Origin of the sequence: Mongoliibacter sp. (genome assembly GCF_007692705.1) — a bacterium.
GTDB lineage: Bacteria > Bacteroidota > Bacteroidia > Cytophagales > Cyclobacteriaceae > Mongoliibacter.
In genome coordinates, this window is sequence record NZ_REBN01000117.1 from 1 (window position 1) to 21,800 (window position 21,800).

Annotated in this window: 20 protein-coding genes; 3 read left to right on the plus strand and 17 right to left on the minus strand. The window is 40.8% G+C overall.

What is annotated here, in order from left to right:
- The 9 genes from EA341_RS05315 to EA341_RS05355 form a co-directional block, all read right to left on the minus strand.
- A partial coding sequence (locus tag EA341_RS05315; RefSeq protein ID WP_293012002.1) for a PAS domain S-box protein occupies positions 1 to 1,428 on the minus strand: 1,428 nt, incomplete at its 3' end.
- Between the two features lie 171 nt (positions 1,429 to 1,599).
- Positions 1,600 to 2,724, minus strand: a complete 1,125-nt coding sequence (locus EA341_RS05320) for a glycosyltransferase family 1 protein (RefSeq protein WP_293012004.1) — start codon at positions 2,722 to 2,724, stop codon at positions 1,600 to 1,602.
- Positions 2,721 to 4,118, minus strand: a complete 1,398-nt coding sequence (locus tag EA341_RS05325) for an O-antigen ligase (RefSeq protein WP_293012006.1) — start codon at positions 4,116 to 4,118, stop codon at positions 2,721 to 2,723. Before EA341_RS05325 ends, EA341_RS05320 begins: the two co-directional genes overlap by 4 nt.
- On the minus strand, positions 4,109 to 5,047 hold the full coding sequence (locus EA341_RS05330; RefSeq protein ID WP_293012008.1) for a glycosyltransferase family 2 protein: 939 nt from the start codon (positions 5,045 to 5,047) through the stop codon (positions 4,109 to 4,111). Before EA341_RS05330 ends, EA341_RS05325 begins: the two co-directional genes overlap by 10 nt.
- Positions 5,004 to 6,320 (minus strand): oligosaccharide flippase family protein, encoded by a 1,317-nt coding sequence (locus tag EA341_RS05335; protein WP_293012010.1) that lies wholly within the window; start codon positions 6,318 to 6,320, stop codon positions 5,004 to 5,006. The genes EA341_RS05330 and EA341_RS05335 overlap by 44 nt, the downstream gene beginning before the upstream one ends.
- A gap of 10 nt (positions 6,321 to 6,330) precedes the next feature.
- Positions 6,331 to 7,404, minus strand: coding sequence for an exopolysaccharide biosynthesis protein (locus EA341_RS05340; RefSeq protein ID WP_293012013.1), 1,074 nt, complete (start codon positions 7,402 to 7,404; stop codon positions 6,331 to 6,333).
- 3 nt (positions 7,405 to 7,407) lie between these two features.
- Positions 7,408 to 10,044 carry an SLBB domain-containing protein gene (locus EA341_RS05345; RefSeq protein ID WP_367126970.1) on the minus strand — a complete coding sequence of 879 codons (2,637 nt, stop codon included), beginning with the start codon at positions 10,042 to 10,044 and terminating at the stop codon, positions 7,408 to 7,410.
- A 150-nt stretch (positions 10,045 to 10,194) separates the two neighbouring features.
- Complete coding sequence (locus EA341_RS05350; protein ID WP_293012015.1) at positions 10,195 to 11,199, minus strand: SPASM domain-containing protein; 1,005 nt, start codon at positions 11,197 to 11,199, stop codon at positions 10,195 to 10,197.
- A 43-nt stretch (positions 11,200 to 11,242) separates the two neighbouring features.
- Positions 11,243 to 12,589: a fasciclin domain-containing protein gene (locus EA341_RS05355; protein ID WP_293012018.1), complete on the minus strand. Its 1,347-nt coding sequence runs from the start codon at positions 12,587 to 12,589 to the stop codon at positions 11,243 to 11,245.
- Between the two features lie 175 nt (positions 12,590 to 12,764).
- Between EA341_RS05355 and gldB the strand changes: the two genes are divergently transcribed.
- Positions 12,765 to 13,766 carry a gliding motility lipoprotein GldB gene (gene gldB / locus EA341_RS05360; protein ID WP_293012021.1) on the plus strand — a complete coding sequence of 334 codons (1,002 nt, stop codon included), beginning with the start codon at positions 12,765 to 12,767 and terminating at the stop codon, positions 13,764 to 13,766.
- Here gldB and EA341_RS05365 read toward each other — a convergent pair.
- Genes EA341_RS05365 through nth form a run of 3 tightly spaced genes read right to left on the minus strand, consistent with a single transcriptional unit; the run spans position 13,732 to position 17,425 of the window.
- On the minus strand, positions 13,732 to 14,955 hold the full coding sequence (locus tag EA341_RS05365) for a glycosyltransferase family 4 protein (RefSeq protein WP_293012023.1): 1,224 nt from the start codon (positions 14,953 to 14,955) through the stop codon (positions 13,732 to 13,734). The two genes, gldB and EA341_RS05365, sit on opposite strands and share 35 nt — an antisense overlap.
- Entirely contained in the window at positions 14,952 to 16,736 is a 1,785-nt protein-coding gene (asnB, locus tag EA341_RS05370) for an asparagine synthase (glutamine-hydrolyzing) (RefSeq protein ID WP_293012026.1), read from the minus strand. The genes EA341_RS05365 and asnB overlap by 4 nt, the downstream gene beginning before the upstream one ends.
- A gap of 2 nt (positions 16,737 to 16,738) precedes the next feature.
- Positions 16,739 to 17,425 (minus strand): endonuclease III, encoded by a 687-nt coding sequence (nth, locus tag EA341_RS05375; RefSeq protein WP_293012029.1) that lies wholly within the window; start codon positions 17,423 to 17,425, stop codon positions 16,739 to 16,741.
- A 349-nt stretch (positions 17,426 to 17,774) separates the two neighbouring features.
- Between nth and EA341_RS05380 the strand changes: the two genes are divergently transcribed.
- Entirely contained in the window at positions 17,775 to 18,632 is an 858-nt protein-coding gene (locus tag EA341_RS05380) for an alpha/beta hydrolase (protein WP_293012032.1), read from the plus strand.
- Positions 18,633 to 18,673: 41 nt separating this feature from the next.
- Here EA341_RS05380 and EA341_RS05385 read toward each other — a convergent pair whose 3' ends face one another.
- Both EA341_RS05385 and EA341_RS05390 read right to left on the minus strand, forming a co-directional pair.
- The gene (locus EA341_RS05385; protein ID WP_293012035.1) at positions 18,674 to 18,916 is read right to left on the minus strand and encodes a hypothetical protein; all 243 of its coding nucleotides are present in this window, start codon (positions 18,914 to 18,916) and stop codon (positions 18,674 to 18,676) included.
- Positions 18,891 to 19,493: a sigma-70 family RNA polymerase sigma factor gene (locus EA341_RS05390; protein ID WP_293012037.1), complete on the minus strand. Its 603-nt coding sequence runs from the start codon at positions 19,491 to 19,493 to the stop codon at positions 18,891 to 18,893. The genes EA341_RS05385 and EA341_RS05390 overlap by 26 nt, the downstream gene beginning before the upstream one ends.
- A gap of 601 nt (positions 19,494 to 20,094) precedes the next feature.
- Here EA341_RS05390 and EA341_RS05395 point away from each other — a divergent pair.
- Positions 20,095 to 20,460 (plus strand): DUF3127 domain-containing protein, encoded by a 366-nt coding sequence (locus EA341_RS05395; RefSeq protein WP_293012040.1) that lies wholly within the window; start codon positions 20,095 to 20,097, stop codon positions 20,458 to 20,460.
- Positions 20,461 to 20,648: 188 nt separating this feature from the next.
- Here EA341_RS05395 and EA341_RS05400 read toward each other — a convergent pair whose 3' ends face one another.
- The 3 genes from EA341_RS05400 to EA341_RS05410 all read right to left on the minus strand — a co-directional run.
- Positions 20,649 to 20,855: a hypothetical protein gene (locus EA341_RS05400; RefSeq protein WP_293012043.1), complete on the minus strand. Its 207-nt coding sequence runs from the start codon at positions 20,853 to 20,855 to the stop codon at positions 20,649 to 20,651.
- Between the two features lie 8 nt (positions 20,856 to 20,863).
- Positions 20,864 to 21,379: a 5-(carboxyamino)imidazole ribonucleotide mutase gene (purE, locus tag EA341_RS05405; protein ID WP_293012045.1), complete on the minus strand. Its 516-nt coding sequence runs from the start codon at positions 21,377 to 21,379 to the stop codon at positions 20,864 to 20,866.
- A 1-nt stretch (position 21,380) separates the two neighbouring features.
- A partial coding sequence (locus EA341_RS05410; RefSeq protein WP_293012047.1) for an ATP-grasp domain-containing protein occupies positions 21,381 to 21,800 on the minus strand: 420 nt, incomplete at its 5' end.

Sequence of the window (21,800 nt, forward strand, 5' to 3'; positions counted from 1 at the left end):
ATCAGTATTGATCAATAGGTCCGTAAAACCGATAACACCATTCAGCGGCGTACGGATTTCATGGCTCATGTTTGCCAAAAATTCTGACTTTGATTTATTCGCCGCTTCTGCTTCTTCCTTGGCCGAAATTAGGCTTCTTTCCAATACCGCTCTTTTTTTAACATTGACGAGCATTTCAGCATAAATAAGCAGAAGTTGCTGCTCTGTATCTGAATATTGATGAACTTCTTTTACCCAGTCAAATCCAACGAAGCCCATAAGGTCATTCCCATACAGCATAGGAAAGGTAATCATTGTTTTTATACCCTGAGGTTCAATGATTTCTCGTAGGACGTCATCGTCAAGTGTTTCAATATCAGGAACCCCAAAAATCTCCCTATTCAAATGTTTTTCAACCCAATGAGGCATGTATTCCATAGGAATAGCTTGAAGATTTTCTATTTCAGGCGATATTCCTTCGGCACACCATTCAAATGTATTGACTCCAATCTGGTTTTCGTGGTCATAATCAAAAATGTATGCCCTATCTGCCTCTACAAATTGCGCAAGCTGCTCTAGGGAATGCTGAATGTTTTTTTCCAGATCCTGGATATCCATATTGATATAAGTAGATGAGATATCAATCATTATCTGCTGGAGATTCAATTGCTTATTGATGGTTTTTTGGCTGTCTTCCTGCATGCTGATGTCTTGGATCAAGCCTATTAACCTTATCGTCTCATTACTTTCAACTATCGGATTTATGGATATTTTTACTGTTTTCTCTTTGCCTGCAGGAGTGATCAGAAGGGAAGAAATTTCATTTTTATTTTGATGCTTTATGGAATCTTCCACAGCCAGTTTCAATTTTTCCTGACCCTCATCATTTAAGAATTCCAAATTTTTGTTCGGATCAGGCTGAAAATCCTTTCCCACCTCATAAATGGTGTAGACTTCATCTGTCCATTTGAAATCTTTGTTTACTAAATCCCATTCCCATCCTCCCAAATTTGCCATTTTCTGCGCGTCAATAAGTAATTGACGGTCCCTTTGTTGCTGATTGGCCAGTTTCTTTCTTTGATCGATATCACGTGAACTTGCAATAACGTAACCCTCCCCATCCAGCTGAATATATTTCACGGTTACTTCTACAGGGATATTCTTTCCATTCTTAAGGTTTTTATTTACGCCTTCTATGGTTAAAAAATCAACATTTTTTAAAGCTTCCACATGGTTCCTCCAGGTTTCTGGCAACTCAAATATTTTCTCAAAATCACTTACATGATACTTTTCCGCCTCATCCATTCGGATTCCAAGCCTTTCACTGGATGCTTTATTGATATAAAAAAGCTGCCCGCTTTCGGTTGCTATTTGCACACCATCGGATGAATTTTCGATGAGGTTCTGCATAAGCCTTAACCTCTCCTCTACTGATTTTTGGTCTGACATTTTACTTAAAAGGGTCTTTTGGCTAAGAGTGAATTCGTTTTACGGAGCCATAATTTATTTTAAATTTTGACTATGGCTCTTAACACTACAATATTCATATAAGTTTTTTCTATTCCAAAACCGAAATGATTTATATGACTATATAAAAAAACTGAAATACAAATGGTTTCTTTAGTTTATGACGCGGATAAAAGATTTTAAAAAGGTGCTTCTGTCAAATTTTTTCCATCTTCTGTTTCCTTTTAATATCATTTTTTGTTTCAGTTCCAGATTACTTGTCAAAGATTGGAGCTTGTTTTTTAGGTCAATCACATTTCCCACTTGATGGATCAAAGCAGCATCACCAGCAATCTCCTGAAGAGCCGCCTGGTCTGATATAATCACGGGAATTCCGGCCCTCATGGCTTCTATTACAGGTATTCCAAATCCCTCATTTGAGGAGGGAAAGACATATGCAAAGGCATGGTCATATAAGGCTTTTACCTCATGGTCTGGTAAAAATCCTGTTAATACGACTTTTTGATTGATTTTTTTTTCTCCAATTAGCTGAATTACCCTATCATAATCATCTAGTGATTTACTAAGTCCTCTTTCTCCGACCAAAACCAATTTTAATTCAGATGTATCTGTAATTGTAAATTTTGCAAATGCTTCGATCAAAACCGGGAGGAGTTTTCTCCTGTCAAAACTGCCTACATGTAGGAGATATTTTTGGGACTTTAGACCAAATTTTTTTATTGTCATATCAGACCCTGAATTAGGCAGGAATTTTGGACATTGGTAAATGACCTCTATAGGTTTTTGTATTCCTGAATATTGAAGTAAAGCCTCTTTTGCATATTCACTTGTTGTAATGACCGTACTGTCTCCATGCAGGCCTTTATGGATCATATTGATAAAGTAGGACCTCCATCGTGCATTGTAATTTTCCGGCATTTGCCAAAAAAAGGCGTCATGAATGACGGTGAGTTTTTTAACTCCCAATGGGATTGCGGGAGCAATAAAGTCGAAACAAATCAAGGTATCAGCTTTAGAGGTTTTTACCTTTAAAGGGAGTAGCAGCTGTTTCCAGAAAAAATAATATATATGATACCAAAGCTTTCTCCAACGGGGGATATTACCACGAAAGAAAGTTTTTTCGGATTGAACCAAGGGGTTGTGGGTGAAAACCCACTCTATATTTGATTGGGGATAAGCTTCAACAGCATGACAAAACTCCGACATATAGGTTTTGATACCTGTAAGGGCAGTATTGAGGTAAAACAAATCCACCAAAATCCGCTTTTTTTTCTTCATACCAATATCGGGTTTTTATAGCGGAGAGATTGAAATGCATTCACACTATAGCCCAACATCCACCAAGTGATCCAAGACACATATGTATACACCTCTGCATTGGCAGTAAACAGGGGGAGAAGCAAACCTACCCTAACCGAAGCGGCTACAAATGCAACCCTTGCGGTCATGGTATTATCAGTTTGGTTAAATACTTTCAATGCAGTAATTATGGCATAGGCCATCAGCAAAATATAGAGGAACATTCCTAACCAACCCATTTGCACGCCATAGATCAAGAACTGGTTTTCTCCTCCTACACGCAGCTCTTCTTCTACTGATCCGACATTGCCGCTCATCGCCAGTCCAATTCCCATTGGACTGGTGATCATGGAGTCTAATGCCAAGAGCCATTCCACCAAGTGACCTACTGAAGAAGTGTTTTCAAAAGTAATGGTATCTACCACGAAAAAATAGAAATCTTCGGATGCAAAAAACATCACATATATCACAAAGAGTATGGCTACGCCAAGCCCCGATAGAATGAGCTTGTACAACCTGAAAATCACCGCCACAAAAAATATCATCACGAAAAATGCCAAGAAAGCCGCGCGTGAAGCGGCAAAAAACAAACTTCCCAATGAACATAGCATTACCACGGTAGGGATAAGCCAATTTTCTCTTTTGGAAGTCAAAAACCAAATTAAACCTGCTGCAAAGCCCATCAATACCGAACTGGCAAGTTCTAGTGGATCAGAAAAAAAGGAAGCTAATCTTTTGCTGACTGCTTGCGTTTCAAAAGTCCAAGTCAGGTCAAAGTGACCAGTCGGCTCTATATCATTGATGTCAGAATTGAACAATGCATAGCCGGTAAGTGATTGAAGGTGTGTATCAATCGTTTTTTCAAATACATTGACTAAAAATGCCCCAATGGCAATGATGAAAATACCATTGAATAATAGCTTAACTTCCTTGTCTGAAAAGCGGGTATTCCTACCCATAAAATACACCAACCCAGGAATGAGCATATTTTTGAAATACAAGGCCTTGTTGACCGGACTGGCTGCACCAAGGGGTAAAATCATGTAGGCAAGAGCCAAACCCAGAAAACCTAAATAGAAATAGTCCGCCGTATGAAGGCGGAAGGGATAGTCGAAGATGTTTTTTTGAAACAATAAAAAACCTGCCAATGAGCCTAGGACGACGATTTCTTTCAGAAACTGGAAAATATTGACCACCAAAGATGAGTTGGTCGCGAGATAAACTACGCTGAGCACTGTGATGTAAAAAGGAAGGAAGAAAAGAAGAAAATACACCCCATACTCCCATTTGCTATGTAAGAGTACCTGATTCAGCACCCAAAAGAGCAGAACAGTGGTCAGGATCGATATCAAAAAAAAGAAAATCAGGGACATAAGGGTTCTCTGCTTCGGTGGTCTAAGGACATGCCGTCACGTATTCCTTTTGCCACGGCTTTCATTTTGGTAAATCTTCCTCTCAGGCAAAAATAGGACATCCATGCCAAATACTTCAACAGGTGATAGGGCCAGGCCAAAATTGCCTTTAATCCTTTGTGGTGCCTTCTCAGTTGGAAAAGCTGGTTTCTAGAATGCAAGTAGAAGACAGTAGGACTGAGGGTTCCTTCTTTGGATTCTTGCTTGGAAGAGGCACTGCCTTCATGGTAGATGATGCTTTGCGGTTCTAAAAGGATATTATAACCCGCCTTTCTAATCCTTAGGGACCAGTCCACATCTTCAAAATAGGCAAAGAAGCTGTTGGCGAAGCCTCCTGTGGCATCCAATACCTTTTTTGAAAAAAGAACACAACATCCAGTAGCCCAGTCCAGGTTGGTTCTGTCCAAAGGGTAATCTTTAAGAGAAGCTCTGGCGCCACATGTCTTGGAGATGCCGAGGAATTTGCTGTAAGTACCGCCTGCACTCCAAATGATATCCGGAGAATCCTGAAACAAAATCAAAGGCTGTACAAGACCGGTTTTATTGTCTTTGGTCAGACAGTCCATAAGCTTGTCAAGGAAGTCTACTTCTACTGTGGTGTCGTTGTTCAACACCAAAAAGTATCCGTAGCCTTCTTTTACAGCCTGTTCTATTCCGGCAAGATTGCCTCCTGTGAAGCCCAGGTTTTCGTGGTTGAAGATGAAATGGATATCAGGAAATTCTTCTTGAAGGAGGTGACCTGAGCCATCTTGCGAGCCATTGTCTACCACAAATACACCATAATCCCGGTAGCTGATTTTTTCCAGGGAAAGCAGACAGCTCCGGGTATGTGTGTAGCCATTCCAGTTAAGGATGATGATGGCTACCGAAGAGTGCTTTTTGGAATCCATAGTATAGAACTTTGTTGTTTTTATATATCAGGATGGTGCAGATCAGGAATATCACCACTTCTGTGGACAGGAGTGCAATGCAAAGACCAATGCCTCCAAGCTGTGAGGTCAGTCCCACTGAAGCGATAAGCATATAAATGCAAATTTGCCAAGACGCTTTGAAGAGTTGGTCTTTTTGGTCTGTCACAAGCAGCATGGTCACATTGATGATGTTCAGGCAAGCCAAAAAAGGAACGAAAGCCAAAATTTTCAGGAAAAGTATGGCTTCTTCCAGACGTTCTTTGGCTAGGATTTCCACTATAAACCCTGCAGTGAAGAAGGTGAACATGGAAAGCCCTATCCCCAAAAGCAATGCGATAAGGTAAGTTTTTTTCAGGAAGTTAAAAAAATGGGGAAGGTTGTCATGGTAAAGCTTTGAAGCATTGGGGTAAATGGCCTGGATGATTAAGGAAGGAAGCATCCTGAGCACCATAGTGATTCTTTCTGCCAGGCTGAACATTCCCAATGTAGCGGCAACAGAGAAGAAACTCAGTATAATAAGTCCGCCATTTGTCGATACATGAGTTGCTAGGTTAGACAAAAAAAGCAGGCTATTTTCTTTGAGGGAATGAAAGACCTGCGCAAACCGGGGTTTATAAAACCTGATTTCCATTTCGTAATGCACATACAGAAGGAGAAGCAAATTGATAGCCAGCCCAGAGCCGCCCAAAAGGAAATTCACCCATTTGGCCTGTTCGGGATGATGTATAAAAAGCACAATACCCATCAAAAAAAGTAACTTTGAAAATACATTGGTTATGGAGATCAGCTTCATTTTTTCCATTCCTTGAAAAAACCAAAGCGGAAGTGTGGCTTCAGAAAACAATAACAGGCAGGAAAAGACCAATATGGTCTGGTATTCTTTGAAAAGGTCCAGCACATATACCCCTATCAGGATAAGCAAGGAGGCGCATGCTGCCATCAATATCTTGCTGGAGATGATGTTTGAAAACAAGTGGGAGAGCTGCTCTTTATTCCCTTGTTGGATGGCCACTTCTCTAGGTCCGCTGAGGTTGTAGCCAAAGCCTACCAGAATGTTCAAAAGTATAATGACGGAAAGTGCCAGGTTGACCAGACCAAACTGATCCACTCCTAATGACTGAATCAATAGGGGCATGGAGATCAACGAAATCAGGATGTTCGATGCCTGAATGATCACCAAAAAAATGAAATTCTGAATGGATTTGTTCCGAATCAGGTGGCTAAATGGAAAAGAGGATATTTTTTCAAGCATTTCAATTCTCCTATCCTTGTTTTTCTTCTATATGAATCCTGTACAGCTCAGAGAAGTAGAGGTAAAGCAAAGCAAATAGGCCAATGATAATCGCGCCTATCACCATTCCTTTCAACAATTTGATTTCAGTTCTTTTAAGTGGAAACCTTGGTGTATCGATAATCTGGATCAAGGGAGAATTATTGCGGTGGTTAACCTTGGCGATTTCAAGGTTCTTGACGATTTCTGTATACACGGCAGTGGAGGCCTGTACATCAACCTGTCTTTTTCTGGCATCCACAGTTGCCGCCTGCAACAAAGGGTTGGGGTTGGGTACCCTATCTGTGCTACTGGCAAAGGCCATTAGACTCTCGTCCAGGATTTTTCTGACACTGTCAGCCTGGGATTGAAGAATATCCAGGTTTTCGGCGGTTTTTTTTGTTTTGGTTTCGAAGTAAAAACCATTAACCTTCTCTACCAAGGTTTCATTAAATACTTTGGCAAAAGCCTCATCTTTTGAGGATAAATTTACCTGAATGATGGTTAGCTTACGGTTTGGTTTTTCTACTGAAAGCTGTTTCTCACGTATCAGTTTAGCTATTTCTTTGACTACGGAATCTTGAGAAACTGAAAAATCTTCGCGGGGAATGGAAAAATCCATTTTGCTAAAGTCCACTTTTCTTTTCCATTTACTTTCCAATTCATTGAAGCTTATATAGCGGTCAATCAAAAGCTTGTTTTCATCAAAGTCGCTGAGTAAGGTTTTTCCCAGCATGTTATCAGAGCGGTAGAGCTCCATAATATTGTCTCCTTGGAAAAGCCCGCTAGCTGAACTCAACGAGCCGATATTCACGCCTACAAGCGAGGCCAAGCCTGACATTTGTCCCAGTCCTGACATATCTGATTCTTCCAATACGAAGGTGGTTTCGGCATGGTAGACAGGTTTTTTTAAGATAGAAGCCAATGCTCCCAAAACCAATCCTATCAATCCTGCTATAAAGAGGAATTTCCATTTTCTTACAAAAAAACCGGTCCAATACCTGAACCTGAGCACCACTTCCCTCAGGGTTATTTTATCGTCCACAATATGTTTTTGCTCAGCCATTATTTATGGGTTGATTTGGGTGATGACAAGAACCAGGGTAGCTAATCCTGTGGCAATGCCTACAAATTCCCCTGGTCTGATTGGTAGCCTTGGGCCTTTGGTTGGCACTATGATCTCTGAGCCTGGTGTCACAGATGGATATGCCCTGATGCCCAAGAAACTTTTGGTTCTCCTGACTTCGCCGTTTGCATAGACGATATAAGATCTTTTTCGATTGGCTCTATTGTCAAAACCTCCAGCCCGATTGATGTAATATTTCATACCTCTTTCTCTTTCAAACCGAACCGTTGCCGGATAGATTACATCACCTCTTAGACGAACAGTTTGGAGTTGTTTAGGAATTGAAATAATGTCTCCCTCTTCCAAAATCAAGTCAACATCTGATCCTGGTTTTCTTAAAATAGCGTCCAGATCGATAGCAACAGCTTCTGTTTGTTGGAGTTTTATCGGCGCCAAGTCAGGTCTCTTTTCAGTAATCCCTGTGATCAGATCCTTTCTAGATTCAGCCACAGCTTCTCCTTCTCTTCTTTGTTGAGGGACATTATCTAGATCTTTGAAAAGCCGATCTAATAACAATTCTTGCGCCTCAGTATTATTTGGGTCCATGAGCATGCGCTGCTGAAGGTCAACCAAGTTTCTTTGTCTTCTGATTTGTTCTGATTCTGTATCATAAAACTCCGTTCTTCTAATCAATGTAGCTCCCTTAGGGAAAGCAAATCTGGTAAGTCCTCCTGCCCTGTTGATTACATCTGAAATGCGTTCTTCTGCCGACCTTACTGAAAAAATGCCGGGTGAATTTACCTGACCTTCTACCCGCACCAGTTTATCAAGGGTGAAGTTTGGCTTTCTCCTAATAATAACCATATCAAAAGGTTCCAAAGCTGTTGGGCTATCTTGAGGAATAAGGTTTTCATTGAGCTGAACAGTTATCAGGTCAGAAAAGGCTCCTGCATCAGCATCCTTTGACCGACGGGCAATTTCCACGTCTTTGACATTGGCTGCTTCACGTAAGCCCCCTGCCAATAGGACCAATTCCTCAACTGACATACTTTTAGAATAGGGATATGTTCCAGGATTTCGAACTTCTCCATTTATCTGAACATAAAATTCTTCATTGAGGTCATAAATACTTGAAATGCGGACCACATCTTCTCTCTGGAGTGGAATGTCTGGCTCTGAACCACTAATGACATCCCTCAGGTTGACTGTGATCAATTCCGTGCTCAAATCATCAAAAGTCCTCAGTATACTTGCCCGCTCCATGTAAGCGTCTCCACGGATACCATCGGCATTCTTGATCAATTGACCAAGTGTAAGACCATCTGTTAGGGAATAATTTCCTTCTCTGAATACTGCACCTTTGATCTGTACACGATTTGCAAAGCGGTCGAGAACCTTGCCTACCGTGTATTCATCTCCACCTTTTACCAAAAAGAGTCCAAATTGACTGTTGAAAATATCAGATACCGCTCTTTCTTTACCACTTATGCGGGTGACGTTGATGCGGTCCTTGAATGCTTCATCTGTAAAACCACCAGCATAACGGAGCACATCTTCGAAAGTGTTTCCTTCTTTGATTTCAAATATTTTAGGTCGCTTCACTTCCCCTTTCAATGATACACGGGCCATAAAAGGATCTACCAAGACCACATCCTGATCCTGAAGTTGAAGCTCAAGGCTTGCTTTGCCATTTACCAAAAAATCATAGATATCAATATTGGCAATTGGGTTTCCTCCTCTGATCACACGAATGCTTCTCATAGAGCCGTTTTCATTCGGCCCACCTGCTGCGTAAAGCGCATTGAAAACCGTACTGAAAGCGCTCAGGGTAAAAGTGCCTGGCAACCTTACCTCTCCTACCAAGTGTACTTGGATGGTCCTGATATTTCCCAAGGTGATCTGAACAAAAGTACTTGGGTTTGTTCCACGTATACCCGTATAATAGTTTGCCAGACGGTTTCGGATGATTCCTGTTGCTTCTTCAATGGTTTTTCCGGAGACTGAAATCGGTCCGATGTTGTCCAATATCATAAAACCGTCTGGGTTTACAGTGGCTTCGTAATATTGTTCAGATTCACCGTAGATATCCACGTAGACCATATCACCTGGTCCCAGGATATAGTTTTTAGGAGTAGCAATATTGAGGTTAGGCTCGAAACTCAGCCTTCTGTTTTTGTTGTAGAAAAGTTCGGCGCCGAAAATATTGGACTCCTTATCTTCCAGAGACTGCACACCATCTCTTTGGTATTGGAAAATGTTTTGGGTGATTTCTGATAGGTCAGCTTGTCTCCTTGGCTCTCTTTTGGATGCTGTAGTTCTGGAGCGTGAAGCAATACCTCCCAAATCAAGGTCTTTTATCCTTCTTTCCAGCTTTTCAGCTTCTGCCTCAGGAAGTCCCCGAAGTTTTGCCATTTGTATCAGCTCCATTTCGGAAACTCCAGCCTCTTCTGCTCTTTTGACCAATTCCCGTATTTGCGCATCACTGAGGTCATCCACTTGGATACTGGCAATGTCTGCCATGGATTGGGCTTTGGTTTCTACCGAAAGTACCATCAAAAGACTGCTTGCCAAAAGACAAAAGAAGAAGGTATAGATAAATTTTCGGGCCAATTTGGGTGCTAAAGTTGAGAGCTCTGTCATATTGCTGTTGCCTGTTTTCAAACCACCTCATTCGGGTTCTTGATTTGTAAAATGGCATTTTTTCTAATTAAAATAGAAGAAAATCAGCGTAAAGATAAGTATTCCCAGTTGTAAAGAAATAGTAGCTTAACTAAATCTCAGTGAGAGCGATTACTCCGTGCAGTTTTTACAGATATCTATCTGGCTTCTATCCTTAAGGAGTTGTTGTCGGAATTTATCATATTGAACATTATTCCATATTTCTTGGATAGGCTTTTCCTGTAGATTTCCCATGACATGAGAAGAATCTTTATCAAAACAGCAGGGGACCATTTTCCCATCCCAGGTGATCACTGCTCCCTGCCACATCCTCCAACACTTATTTTCTATTCTTTTTTTCAATTTCCATTTCCCATTTTTTTCTAAGACGTAACGGGAATATTTTTCTTCTTTTGGAATAAGTGGAGAACCACCTTCAAAGTTGTACACTTGAATACTTTTAAGCTGCAGCTCATCCACCCCCAAGGATGAGCTCCAATCCTTTAGAGCCGGGATTTGGTGTTCATTTTTTCCGGTTACCAAAAACTGAAGAATAATCCTTGGGAATTTCAGACCGGAGAGCCTTCTTTTCTCTAAAAGCAAGGAGAGCCCCTCTTTAACCTTTAAAAGTTTGCCACCTACCCTGTAATCCTGATAAATATCTTGTGTGATCCCATCCATGGACACAATCAACTGCCTCAATCCGGATGCTAGGGTTTTATCCACGTTTTCCTCTGTCAGGAAATGTGCATTGGTGGAGGTAGCAGTGAAAATTCCAGCCTTGTCTGCATAGGAAACCATTTCTGTGAAATGTGGATGTAAATAAGGCTCCCCTTGAAAGTATAGGTGTAAATAGGTCAGGTGGTTTTTGGATTGCTCAATAGCTTTTTTGAAAAGTGAGAACTCCAACATGCCCGTTGGGCGGGTAAAGCTCCTTAAGCCACTTGGGCATTCTGGACATCGCAGGTTGCAGCTTGTTGTCGGCTCAATGGACAGGGTACTTGGCATTCCCCAAAGTATTGGTTTTTTTATCAGGCGGCTCCACTGAAAAGAAAGGTATAGCTTCAGGTAATTGGACACCTTTGTCCAGCTTAAGTAGCTGATATAAGCCAGTGCGGTGATCCTTTTGTTTTTCACAATCTGAAGTATTCAAAATCGGGGACAAATCAAATATAAGGTATTATTCAGGAATCAAGACCGTATCAATGCCATGAATAACTCCGTTAAGAGTTAAAGAATTCAGGAACTCAGGCAGCATCCTGGCTTCATTGATCAATTGATCTCCAATATCAGGAATCAAAGAAGCACCTTCAATTAAGGTCTCCAAGGGTTCATCATCTCTCAAGTCTTGTGAAAAAATACGGGTAGGAACTATATGATAAAGCAATATTTCCCTGAGGGTATTGGCAGGTATTTCATTCAGACTACCCATATTGAGGTTTTCCAGAAGATTTTCAAAAGCAGCATCTGTGGGAGCAAATAAGGTCAGGTTATTGTCTATTCCGCCTTCCAGTTCCTCTTCCAGCCCAGCCAATTGAATTGCCTCTATGAGCAAGCGGAACTCAGGGTCATCATTAGTGGAAGCATTGGCAAGAAACTGCCTGATATTTTCACTCGGAGGGGTCAGGACATAATCTATCACATGTATAATGCCATTGTCTGCATTGATATTTGTTCCCGTGATTCCTGCAATTCCATTGAGCCATAAATTGCCATTGATAGCTTCTGAAAAATAAAATGGTATGTCGGTTATGGTTTCCAAAGGTCCAACGGTGAATGATTGAGAAGATAATATGCCTTCAGAAACATGATAGCTTAAAATAGACTGCAATAAAGGAGATTCCAGAAAGTCCGTACCTGTAATTAGGTTGTCTTCAAGGTACCTTTCAAAAGCGGTATTACTTGGCGCAAAGACGGTAAATGGGCCATCGTTTGCCAGAGTTTCTGCCAATCCAGAGGCGATCAGAAGCTGAACAAAAATCGTGTTTCCATTATTTTCCAGGGCTTCCATAATGGTATTGCTTGGTGGAAAAATCACAGCATCAACCATATGGATCATACCATTGGTGGCTTCTATATCTCTTTGGACAATGGAGACGTCTTCATTGATTCGGATATTATTTCCACTCCCGCTAATAGTCAATGAGGTTTCCGGAAGAAATGTTTGTAACTCCCCCTCAGTGATATTTTTGGAAAGCAATCTGCCATTGACGATATGATAAAGCAATAAGCTTTGCAATACGTCGGGAGGAACCTGTCTGATATTGTTGACTCCGACCTCACTGAATAAGAAGCGAAAAGCGTCATTGCTTGGTGCAAAAACCGTGAAAGGACCCAATGAACCCAAAGGCTCGGAAAGCAGTGCCAGTTCCACGGCTTCGGCAAAAATCGATAATTCAGGAATTTCTTCAGCTGTGCCAAAAAGGTTTACCTCATTTTCAGGAGGAAGGTCACCCTCGATATTGCATGCCTGCATGATAGTGAGAGAAAATAGAATACCCACAAGAAAAGTTAGCTTTCGCAACATAAAGGTCTTACAATTTTGGTTTACTGGCATTGTAAAGGTAATACAGCAAATCTACGGATAAGTTTGGTTTTTGGGTTTTTGATAGGAGGATTTGATTTTCCTAGGTTAAAATTCCTGAAAAATTCAGTATCCTGAAAAGACTTGTATAATATTGTACGGAAATAGATTAGTAGCTATGCGAAACAGTTTGTGGTTTACCTTTTTATTGGCATTTGTTCTTTTTTCCTGTAAGAAATCTGTGGAAGATTGTCAGTTGGATGAGGATATTCTTTCTCAGGACCTAGATTTAAGGATTGAGAGACTTGAAGATGCTTTTTTTGAGGCAAAAGATCAGGAAAGTATATTGAATCTTTTTGATGCCTATCCGGATTTTGCTGAAAAAATACTTTTTTTGGATAGCTATGAGTCACCTGAGGTATTGGCCGAAGAAATACTGTTGGCCAATCAGGATACTCTGATGCGAGAATTGTATGATGAGGTAAAAATACATTACCCAGATGTCACAGGACTGGAAAAGGATTTGGAAAATGCCTTCAAGTATATACAGTATTATTTCCCTGAATTCAAGGCACCAAAGGTTTACACTTTTGTCAGTGGCTTCAGTTCAGACGTGTACTTGGATCAAGATATTCTCGTGATAGGCTTAGATTATTTCTTACCCTTCGAGCACCGCTTTCAGCCTCCTGAACTTCCGCAATACATCAGTAAAAGGTACCAAAGAGAGTACATAGTACCCACTGTGGTCACCGCGATTTCTTCTGTTTTCAATCAAACCGATTTGAGGGAAAGTACTTTATTGGCTGAGATGATATATTACGGAAAGGCTTATCATTTTACCAAAAGCATCCTTCCATGTACTTCGGATCAGTATATTATTGGTTATACACAAGAAGAAATAGCAGCCTGTTTTGCCAATGAGGATTTTATCTGGGCACATTTTGTGGAGGAGGATCTTTTTTTTGAAACCAATCCTTTTGTCATAAGAAAATATACCGGCGAAGCGCCTTCAACAGACGAGATCAGTCCAGATGCTCCGGGTAGAATTGGAAGGTGGTTGGGTTGGAATATTGTGGATGATTACCGCTTCAACAATAAATTCAGCCTTCCTGAATTGATGATGGAGACCAATACAGATAAGATTTTCAGGCAGTCAGGATATAAACCCCGTCCTCAGTAAGTTTGCCAAACTGCTTATCGTCAATAACTGAAAGCAGCCTGTTGATTGCTGTTTCTTTCGAAAAATACCGGATTGCAAGGCTTCGGGACCTTTCTTGCATTTTGTGTAAGGAATCGGGATTCTGAGCCAAAGCATCAATTTTTTCAAAAGCAAGGTCGGTTCTGTTTGCAGGATAGGAAAGTCCCAGTTTTTCTGATTTTACCAAGTTAAAGACCCAACCTTTGTGGTTGACCAAGATGGCTTTTCCAGAGCCTAAGGCATCAAAAAACTTGTTGGGACTGTTGGTTTTCAAAACAGGATGCTTGCTGAAAGAAATGAAAGCCATATCTGCACAAGACAATAAGTCGCTGACGTTATGTTTTGTGCCAAAAGGGAAATAAAAGAAATTTGAAAGGTGCATTTTCTTAGCTTGCTGGAGTAAGGCGGGAGTTTCCGAGCCTTTTCCCATTACTACAAACTGATAATTTTTCCCTTGATCTTGCGCTATTTTGGCTACGTCAAGCAGTTCAGATACGGCATTTACCTTTCCAATAGCCCCTGCATAAGCAATGGTAAAACTATTCTTAAGGCCAAACTGCTTCAACAGGATGGGATTTTTTTCCTTAGGATAAAAAGTTTCCAGATCCACAAAATTCGGGACAGTGTGTATGGCGGCTTGAGGGGCTTTTTTACGGATATTTTCTGCTATTCCCGGAGAAAGGGCTATGATTTTGAGTGCATGCTTGTAAATCCGATTTTCCAGTGCATAAAGGACTTTTTTCAATAATGGAGATTTTATAGCTCCGACCTGAATAGGGGCATCTGGCCAAAGGTCACGGACTTCGAAAATATAAGGAATGGCAAACTTCCTTTTTGCCCACAATCCAATCAGTCCCGTAGTCAAAGGAGTGGAGGAAATATAAAAATAATCCGGCCTTGGTAATTTTTTGATGAAGGATCTGGCTGATTTGACAAACCTCCCAAAAGACCATACCCGCTTGATAAAACCAAACTCCTGACGGTAGGATACTGGGAGGTAGTGAACCTTAATCCCATCTATAAAGCGCAGATCATAAAAGCCTTTGTTGTGGGAAGTGATCATTTCCACCTCAATCCCCTTTTCTACCATACCCTTAGCCAGGTGATAGGAGCGGGTGGCGCCCCCCTCTTGTGGGGTTACAAAATATTGATGGATATAAATAATTCTCATAACGATTGTTGCTCAATCCATGAAGCCAGTACAAATAAGTTCCAGACTTGTAAGTACTGACGTCCTTTTGCGCTATTAGGTTTTTTGGCCAAAGTACGCATTTCTTCTGGGAAATGATCTCCCCAAGTAGCTTCCATTTTTTGTATAGTTGGGGTGACCCAATCCAAGTAAGCACTTTCTTTGGACCATTCCTGCAAAGGAAGACCAAAACCTAATTTTTTCCTTTTAGCGATGTAACCAAGACCCCGTTTTTTGAGCGCTTCTTTGATCCATACTTTTCCCAACAATTGGTGATGTTGTTCCTCGCTCAAATGTTGGCTCATGGTAATCAACTCAAAATCAAGGTATGGAGCACGGCCTTCTACCCCATGTGCCATACATGCATTGTCATGGATTTTTAGGATATCATTGATCAGGTAAAAACTCCTATCCCATTCCAGGGCATTTTTTAATGGTGAAGAACCTCTGGGATACCAATGCACGAACTGTGGCAGGCTATCCGTAGGAATATGTTGCAGGGCTGACATCTGAATAAAGGTCTCCGCTTCATTGGGTTCAATGCTGGCAACCATTTTTTGTAAATTGGAGGGCAGGATTATTTCAATGCCGGTTTTTTTTAGGAATTTCCAAAGCACAGGGTTTTTTAAATAATGGGCATAAGCCCTGTGCCTGTTGTATCCCCCGAATAACTCATCTGCTCCGGCACCGGACAGTAAAACCTGCACATCATTGGAGGCTTCTTTAGCAGTAACCCAAGTCAAAAATGAAGCTGAATCTGCTACGGGCTGATCTAAAGAGGATATGTAATCAGGCCAGAATTTCTGTGTTTTTTCCAAATCTACAAAGACCTCTTTTCCTAAAGAGGGATATTTCCTCCCTAGTTTTTTACTGAAAGTTGGGTCTGCGTATTTTGCTTTTTTCTTTTCATCAAATGTCACCGTGAAAGTAGGAATCGGCTCGCCCGTCTCTTCGTACCAAAGTGCATAAATGAGACTGCTGTCTGCTCCGCCGGAAAGTATGGTGCCTACTCTTCGCTCAGTATGGAAATTTTTCAGTACAGCATCCTTGAGTAATTCTTCAAAGGAGTTTTGTGTAGGAGAAAGACTTGGTTGCTTCGGGTGGGCCCAGGAAAACTTATCCAGTATTTTCCCTTCAAAATCAAAAAGGAATCCTGTTCCCGCCAATACTTGACCGACGCCTTCATAAAAGCTGCTGTCAGGGAAACTATGTCTTTGGTAGAAATAGGGGAGGAATTGTCTTTTATCTATTTTTTTGCTCTGGCATAAAGTCAAAGGCCTAGCCTCAGACGAGAAAAACCAGGATTTTTCTGAGTTTGAAAAGTAAAGTGGCTTTTCGCCGGAAGGATCCCGAAGTATAAGTACGTTCTTTTCTCTTAGGTCGGCAAATGCAATGGAAAACATACCCTTCAGCTGCTTGATACCTTTTTTCCCATAATGTCTCAACCAATACAGCAAGACCTCCGAGTCTGAATTGGTTTGAAAATGATACCCCAGGTCCAAAAGCTCATTCCGTAGATCCTGATAGTTGTACAGGGCTCCGTTCCAAGCCAATACTGCATCTTTTTCTTTATTCCACAAAGGTTGATTGCTGGCATCGGTAAGGTCAAGGATTTTCAACCTGTTGGCTGCAAAATAAACCCCTTCGCTCACTTTGGTGTAAGACGAAAAATCAGGACCACGGTGTGCGGTGGCCCGCATCATCTGTTCTGCCAATTGCTCAGCCTTAGAATGATTTCCCAGAATAATATTAATGCCGCACATGCCTATTTTTTTGGAGGGAACCCGGTATTTTGTTCATTGAGGATGGCTGATTTATTTTTTTCAAAATAGCGGCAAAAATGGGTGATGCTGCACTCCAGGCATTTAGGTTTGCGTGCCAGGCAAGTGTATCTGCCGTGCAGAATAAGCCAATGATGTGCCTTGTGTACGTGTTCCTTAGGTATGTGTCGGATCAGCTGTTTTTCCACTTCAAGTGGGGTTTTGGCAGTCATGGTGACGAGGCCAAGTCTACGTGATACCCTGAATACATGCGTATCTACTGCCATGTTTGGTTGGTTCCAGACCACAGAGGTGATAACATTGGCTGTCTTGCGACCTACTCCCGGGAGCTTTATGAGTTCATCAACTGTAGAAGGAACCTCTCCATTGAAGTCTTCGACCAGCATTTTAGCCATACCGAGAAGGTGTTTGGTTTTATTGTTGGGATAGGATATGGATTTGATATAGGGAAAAAGCTCATCAAAATTGGAAGCAGCAAGATGGTAGGGGGTTGGGAAGTCCCTGAAAATTGCTGGTGTGGTCAAGTTGACCCTTTTGTCTGTACATTGTGCGGAGAGGGCTACGGCTACCAATAGTTGATATGGGTCATCATATAGCAACTCAGTTTCGGCCACTGGCATATTTTCTGAAAAATGATCGATAAATGCTGCGTACCTTTCTTTTTTAAGCATAATTTAATGGGGTATGGTATTACTTGATGATCATTAATGGGTTTGAATGTTATTTGATATTGGGTTCAATTGATATTTTTATGCTGTACTTTAGGAAGTATATGAACTCGATTTTATGCATTCAAATTAAGGATTAAATTTTAGCTGTTTATATTTTTTCCCCTAAGACTATTATTTGCCCAGACATTCAGGAGCACAACTTACACTCCCCTGCTTTATTCTGGCATAGTATTGTGGTTGGATTACCTGACAAGCTTTGCGTTATGGAGCAGATATTTGTATCCCAAGAATAGTTAAAACAAGATTACCAAACTTTCGTTTTCCTTCCGTACGATAATCTCTTTTAAAAATGAAAAACTTTAGAATTTTTAGTATTCTGACTTTGTTAGCCTTCGTTTTCCAATCCTGTCAAAGGGATGCAGAAACACCGGTTGATACCAATCAGGCACTTGAGATTTTTGATTTGAGCTATGGAGATGATCCACGCCAAAAAATGGATGTTTTTCTTCCTGCTGGAAGGACGCAGTCCTCTACCAGGGTATTGATTTGGGTACATGGAGGTTCATGGATGGATGGAGATAAGGGAGAATTTATCGGTTTCAAGCCATGGTTTGAAAGTGCTCAAGAAGATTATGCCTATGTTTCATTGAATTACAGGCTTTTTGATTTGGGTACGCAGCAGAACAGGTTTCCAAGTCAGGAAGAGGATATGGTTACTGCAATGAATATGGTCAGAGCCAAACTCTCAGAGTGGAATGTATCAGATAATGTAGTGATGGCCGGTGCTTCAGCAGGTGGTCATTTGACCTTGTTACACAGTTACAAGCATAACACAGATGGATTGGTAAAAGTAGCAATGGCTTTATTTCCACCTACAGACCTTTTAGGGATGTTGACTTCCAATGCTTTGGCGCCATTGCTGTTTGGGGCATTGGTAGGAAACCCAGAGGAGGAAAGGCAAAAATACCTGGATAGTTCACCTTTGACATTTGTAAGCAGTCAGTCTGTACCTACTGCTTTTTTTCATGGTACAGCGGATACAGTCGTTCCTATACAACAGAGTTACGATTTGGAGGAAGCTTTGGATGAAAATAATGTTCCCTTTTTGAGCAGATATTATCCCGGGCAAGGGCATGGGTTTACCGAGCAGACATATAGAGATTTGATAGTGGAGGGAGAGGCATTTATCCAGGAAAATATGCCATAAAAAAGACCTGAAAGTTTGAAATCTTTCAGGTCACCGTTAATCTAAAACGATTTTATTTTTTCGAGTCCGGTAGACTTGGCATTCTTTAGAATGCCCTTTACTACTTTTTCAGAAGGTTCTAAAATGAGTTCGTCCAATTGTTCGATAGTGCTCAGCAAATCAAGGTATTCCTGCATCAAAGAACCATCTTCACGCAGGGCCTGCACCAATTGCTCATTTTCGCCCTCACTCATTTCCTGGTACACATATCTTACCAGGTCATTTGGGGTAAAAGGTTTTGTCATAGGCAAAGTTTAATTGTTTCATTTTCTTTCTCATATTGATCAGGGCATACCGCATTCTGCCAAGAGCTGTATTGATGCTCACACCGGTTTGTTCGGCTATTTCCTGAAAGCTCAAATCCATATAGTGCCTCATGATAAGGACCTGTTTCTGGGATTCGGGCAATTCATCAATAAGTTTTCTCACAAGTTCAAAGGTGTCTTCTTTGATCTTATGGTCTTCTATGGTCTCTTCAGCAAACCTCATGGTGTTGAAGATATTGGCGCCATCCTCCATGATGATGGTGGGGTAGCGCTTGCGTTTCCTGAAATAATCTATGGCCAAGTTGTGCGCTATTCGCATCAACCATGGTTGGAATTTTCCTTCTTCGTTATACCGATCAGAATTCAAGGTATGTACTACTTTGACAAATACGTCCTGTAGTAAATCTTCTGCTACGCCTTGATCTTTTACGATTAGGTAGATGGTGGTATAAACCTTTGATTTATATTTCTCTACCAGTTTTTCAAATGCGATTTCACTTCCGCTTCTGTACTGCTTGATCAGTTCAGAGTCCTTGGGACCAATCCTTTTACTCATACAAATTTGACTTTTAAATAACGTAGAGGTTTATGCCATAGTATATGATATAGGGTGAAACATGTAACTCGTGCGAATCAAATGTATATATTCAGATAGAATGATGCAAAAGAAAGGTGGATTTTTTTAAAATACCCTATTATATAAAAATGATTAAGGTCTTATTTTTGCACTATTCCTCTTTAATAAAAAATAATATTCTGAAATATATGTTAATTTCAACATGTAATTATGTTAAAGTCTTTATGTTTTCCAAATGGCATTGGGTAATATTAATTCATTTTTTCTCAAAAATCCATCCAAAAAATCAAATTGTGTTATTAGGCTGTTTTTATATGCCATTGAGTCTGTCCTTTTTTATGAATTTATTACATTCGTTGTTTAGAAGTAAAAATTGATATAATAATGACGATGGGCAAGTAAAAAGGATAGTGACCAAAACTAGGTATAAGTTTTAATGGTCATAAGCCCAACACCACAACAAAGAAATAGACTTCAAAGCATTATCGGTAAATGTGAGGAATTAGCTGTTATAAATAAATATTTATTGGCCTTAAAAGCGGCCTAACCTACTGATTTATAAAAAAGAATAAAATAAAACATGGAACTAAGCGGAAAAGTATTTCAGGTGAACCCTGAGATCAACGGAACAGGAAGAAACGGACAGTGGAGGAAGCAGGAAATCATCCTGGAAACTCAAGGCACCTATCCAAAGAAGGTTTGTTTGACGATATGGGGAGACAGCATCGATCAATTCAAATTAAAAGCCGGTGAAGAGGTGAATGCGAGCATAGACATCGAAAGCAGGGAGTATAACGGCCGTTGGTATACCGATGTCAAGGCTTGGAAAATAGAAAAGCAGGGAGGAGCAAGTAATGCGCCATCAGCTGCTGCTACTCAAAAAAGCGGAGCGCCTGATGTGACCACTTTTGATGACAACAGCTCTGAAGACATTCTTCCTTTTTAGAAACCTAAAAATGACAAAAAAAGAAAGAGGTACCGATGGACAATCGGTACCTCTTTCTTTATGCGGTTAAATGTATTCTTCTTAGTAAAGGAGTTACGGTTTCATTTTTAGGGTATTTTAATTAACAACTACAGTAATAAAAGTAGGAGTTTGGAAGGCTGACTTTTAAAACAATTTTTATGTCACTTTTAAGCCTGGAAATATTTGGGTAAAATTACTTCAATCATCACCGCTTCCCCACTTTCTGGAAACTGCCTTTCTCCAAACTTGAAACCCATGTAGGCTCCCCCTATCATCAAAAGCAGGGTAATGGCGAGCAGCAGTAGCAGGGTACCTAAAGGAATTTCCCAATCTTCGGATCCTATTCGGAATTTGATGATTTTTTTGAAATCCATATCTGGGATTATTCAGAAAGAAATTTTTTCCAACCTTTTGCTTCTAATTCCTCTGCTGAATCTATGACTTTATTCTTAAGGACTTCTTTATATTGATCTAGGTTTTTACCTACCTGGCTATCAAAGGCACCGATTATTGAGGCCGCCAGAATGCCTGCATTTTTGGCTCCATTGAGTGCTACTGTGGCGACTGGAATACCGCCAGGCATCTGTAAAATGGAAAGTACACTATCCCATCCATCGATGGAGTTGGAAGATTTGATGGGAACACCTATCACAGGAAGAGAGGTCATGGAAGCGACCATTCCTGGGAGATGTGCAGCTCCTCCTGCACCTGCGATAATGACCTTGATGCCTTTTTCCCTTGCCGAGGTGGCATAGTCTACCATTCTTTCCGGTGTCCTGTGGGCAGAGACTACCGTGAGTTCATATCCCACACCCAATTCTTCCAAAGCCTGTGCTGCCTCTGCCATGATAGGCAGGTCAGACTTGCTACCCATGATAATTCCTACCTGTATATCCATATTATGCTTTTATTTTAATCAGTGATTTGATTTGTTGAGTCCTCTCTTTGAGCAAGCTGGGATTTTCTTCCAAAATGGTCACATGCCCCATTTTCCGAAAAGGCTTGGTGATCTTTTTCCCATAAAGATGAATGTAGACTCCTTTTTCAGCCATGGCTTCGTCCAGTCCTTCTACATAAGCATCTCCTGTAAAGCCATCTTCTCCCAAAAGGTTGACCATGGCAGCAGGAGTCCTCAAAGTGGTATCCCCTAAGGGCATGCTCATAACAGACCTGAGGTGCTGCTCAAATTGGGAAGTAATATTGGCCTCTATGGTATGATGTCCGCTGTTGTGAGGTCTTGGAGCAATTTCATTGACCAGAATTTTGTTCTCTTTGGTCACAAACATTTCCACTGCCAAAATACCCACCATATCCAGTTC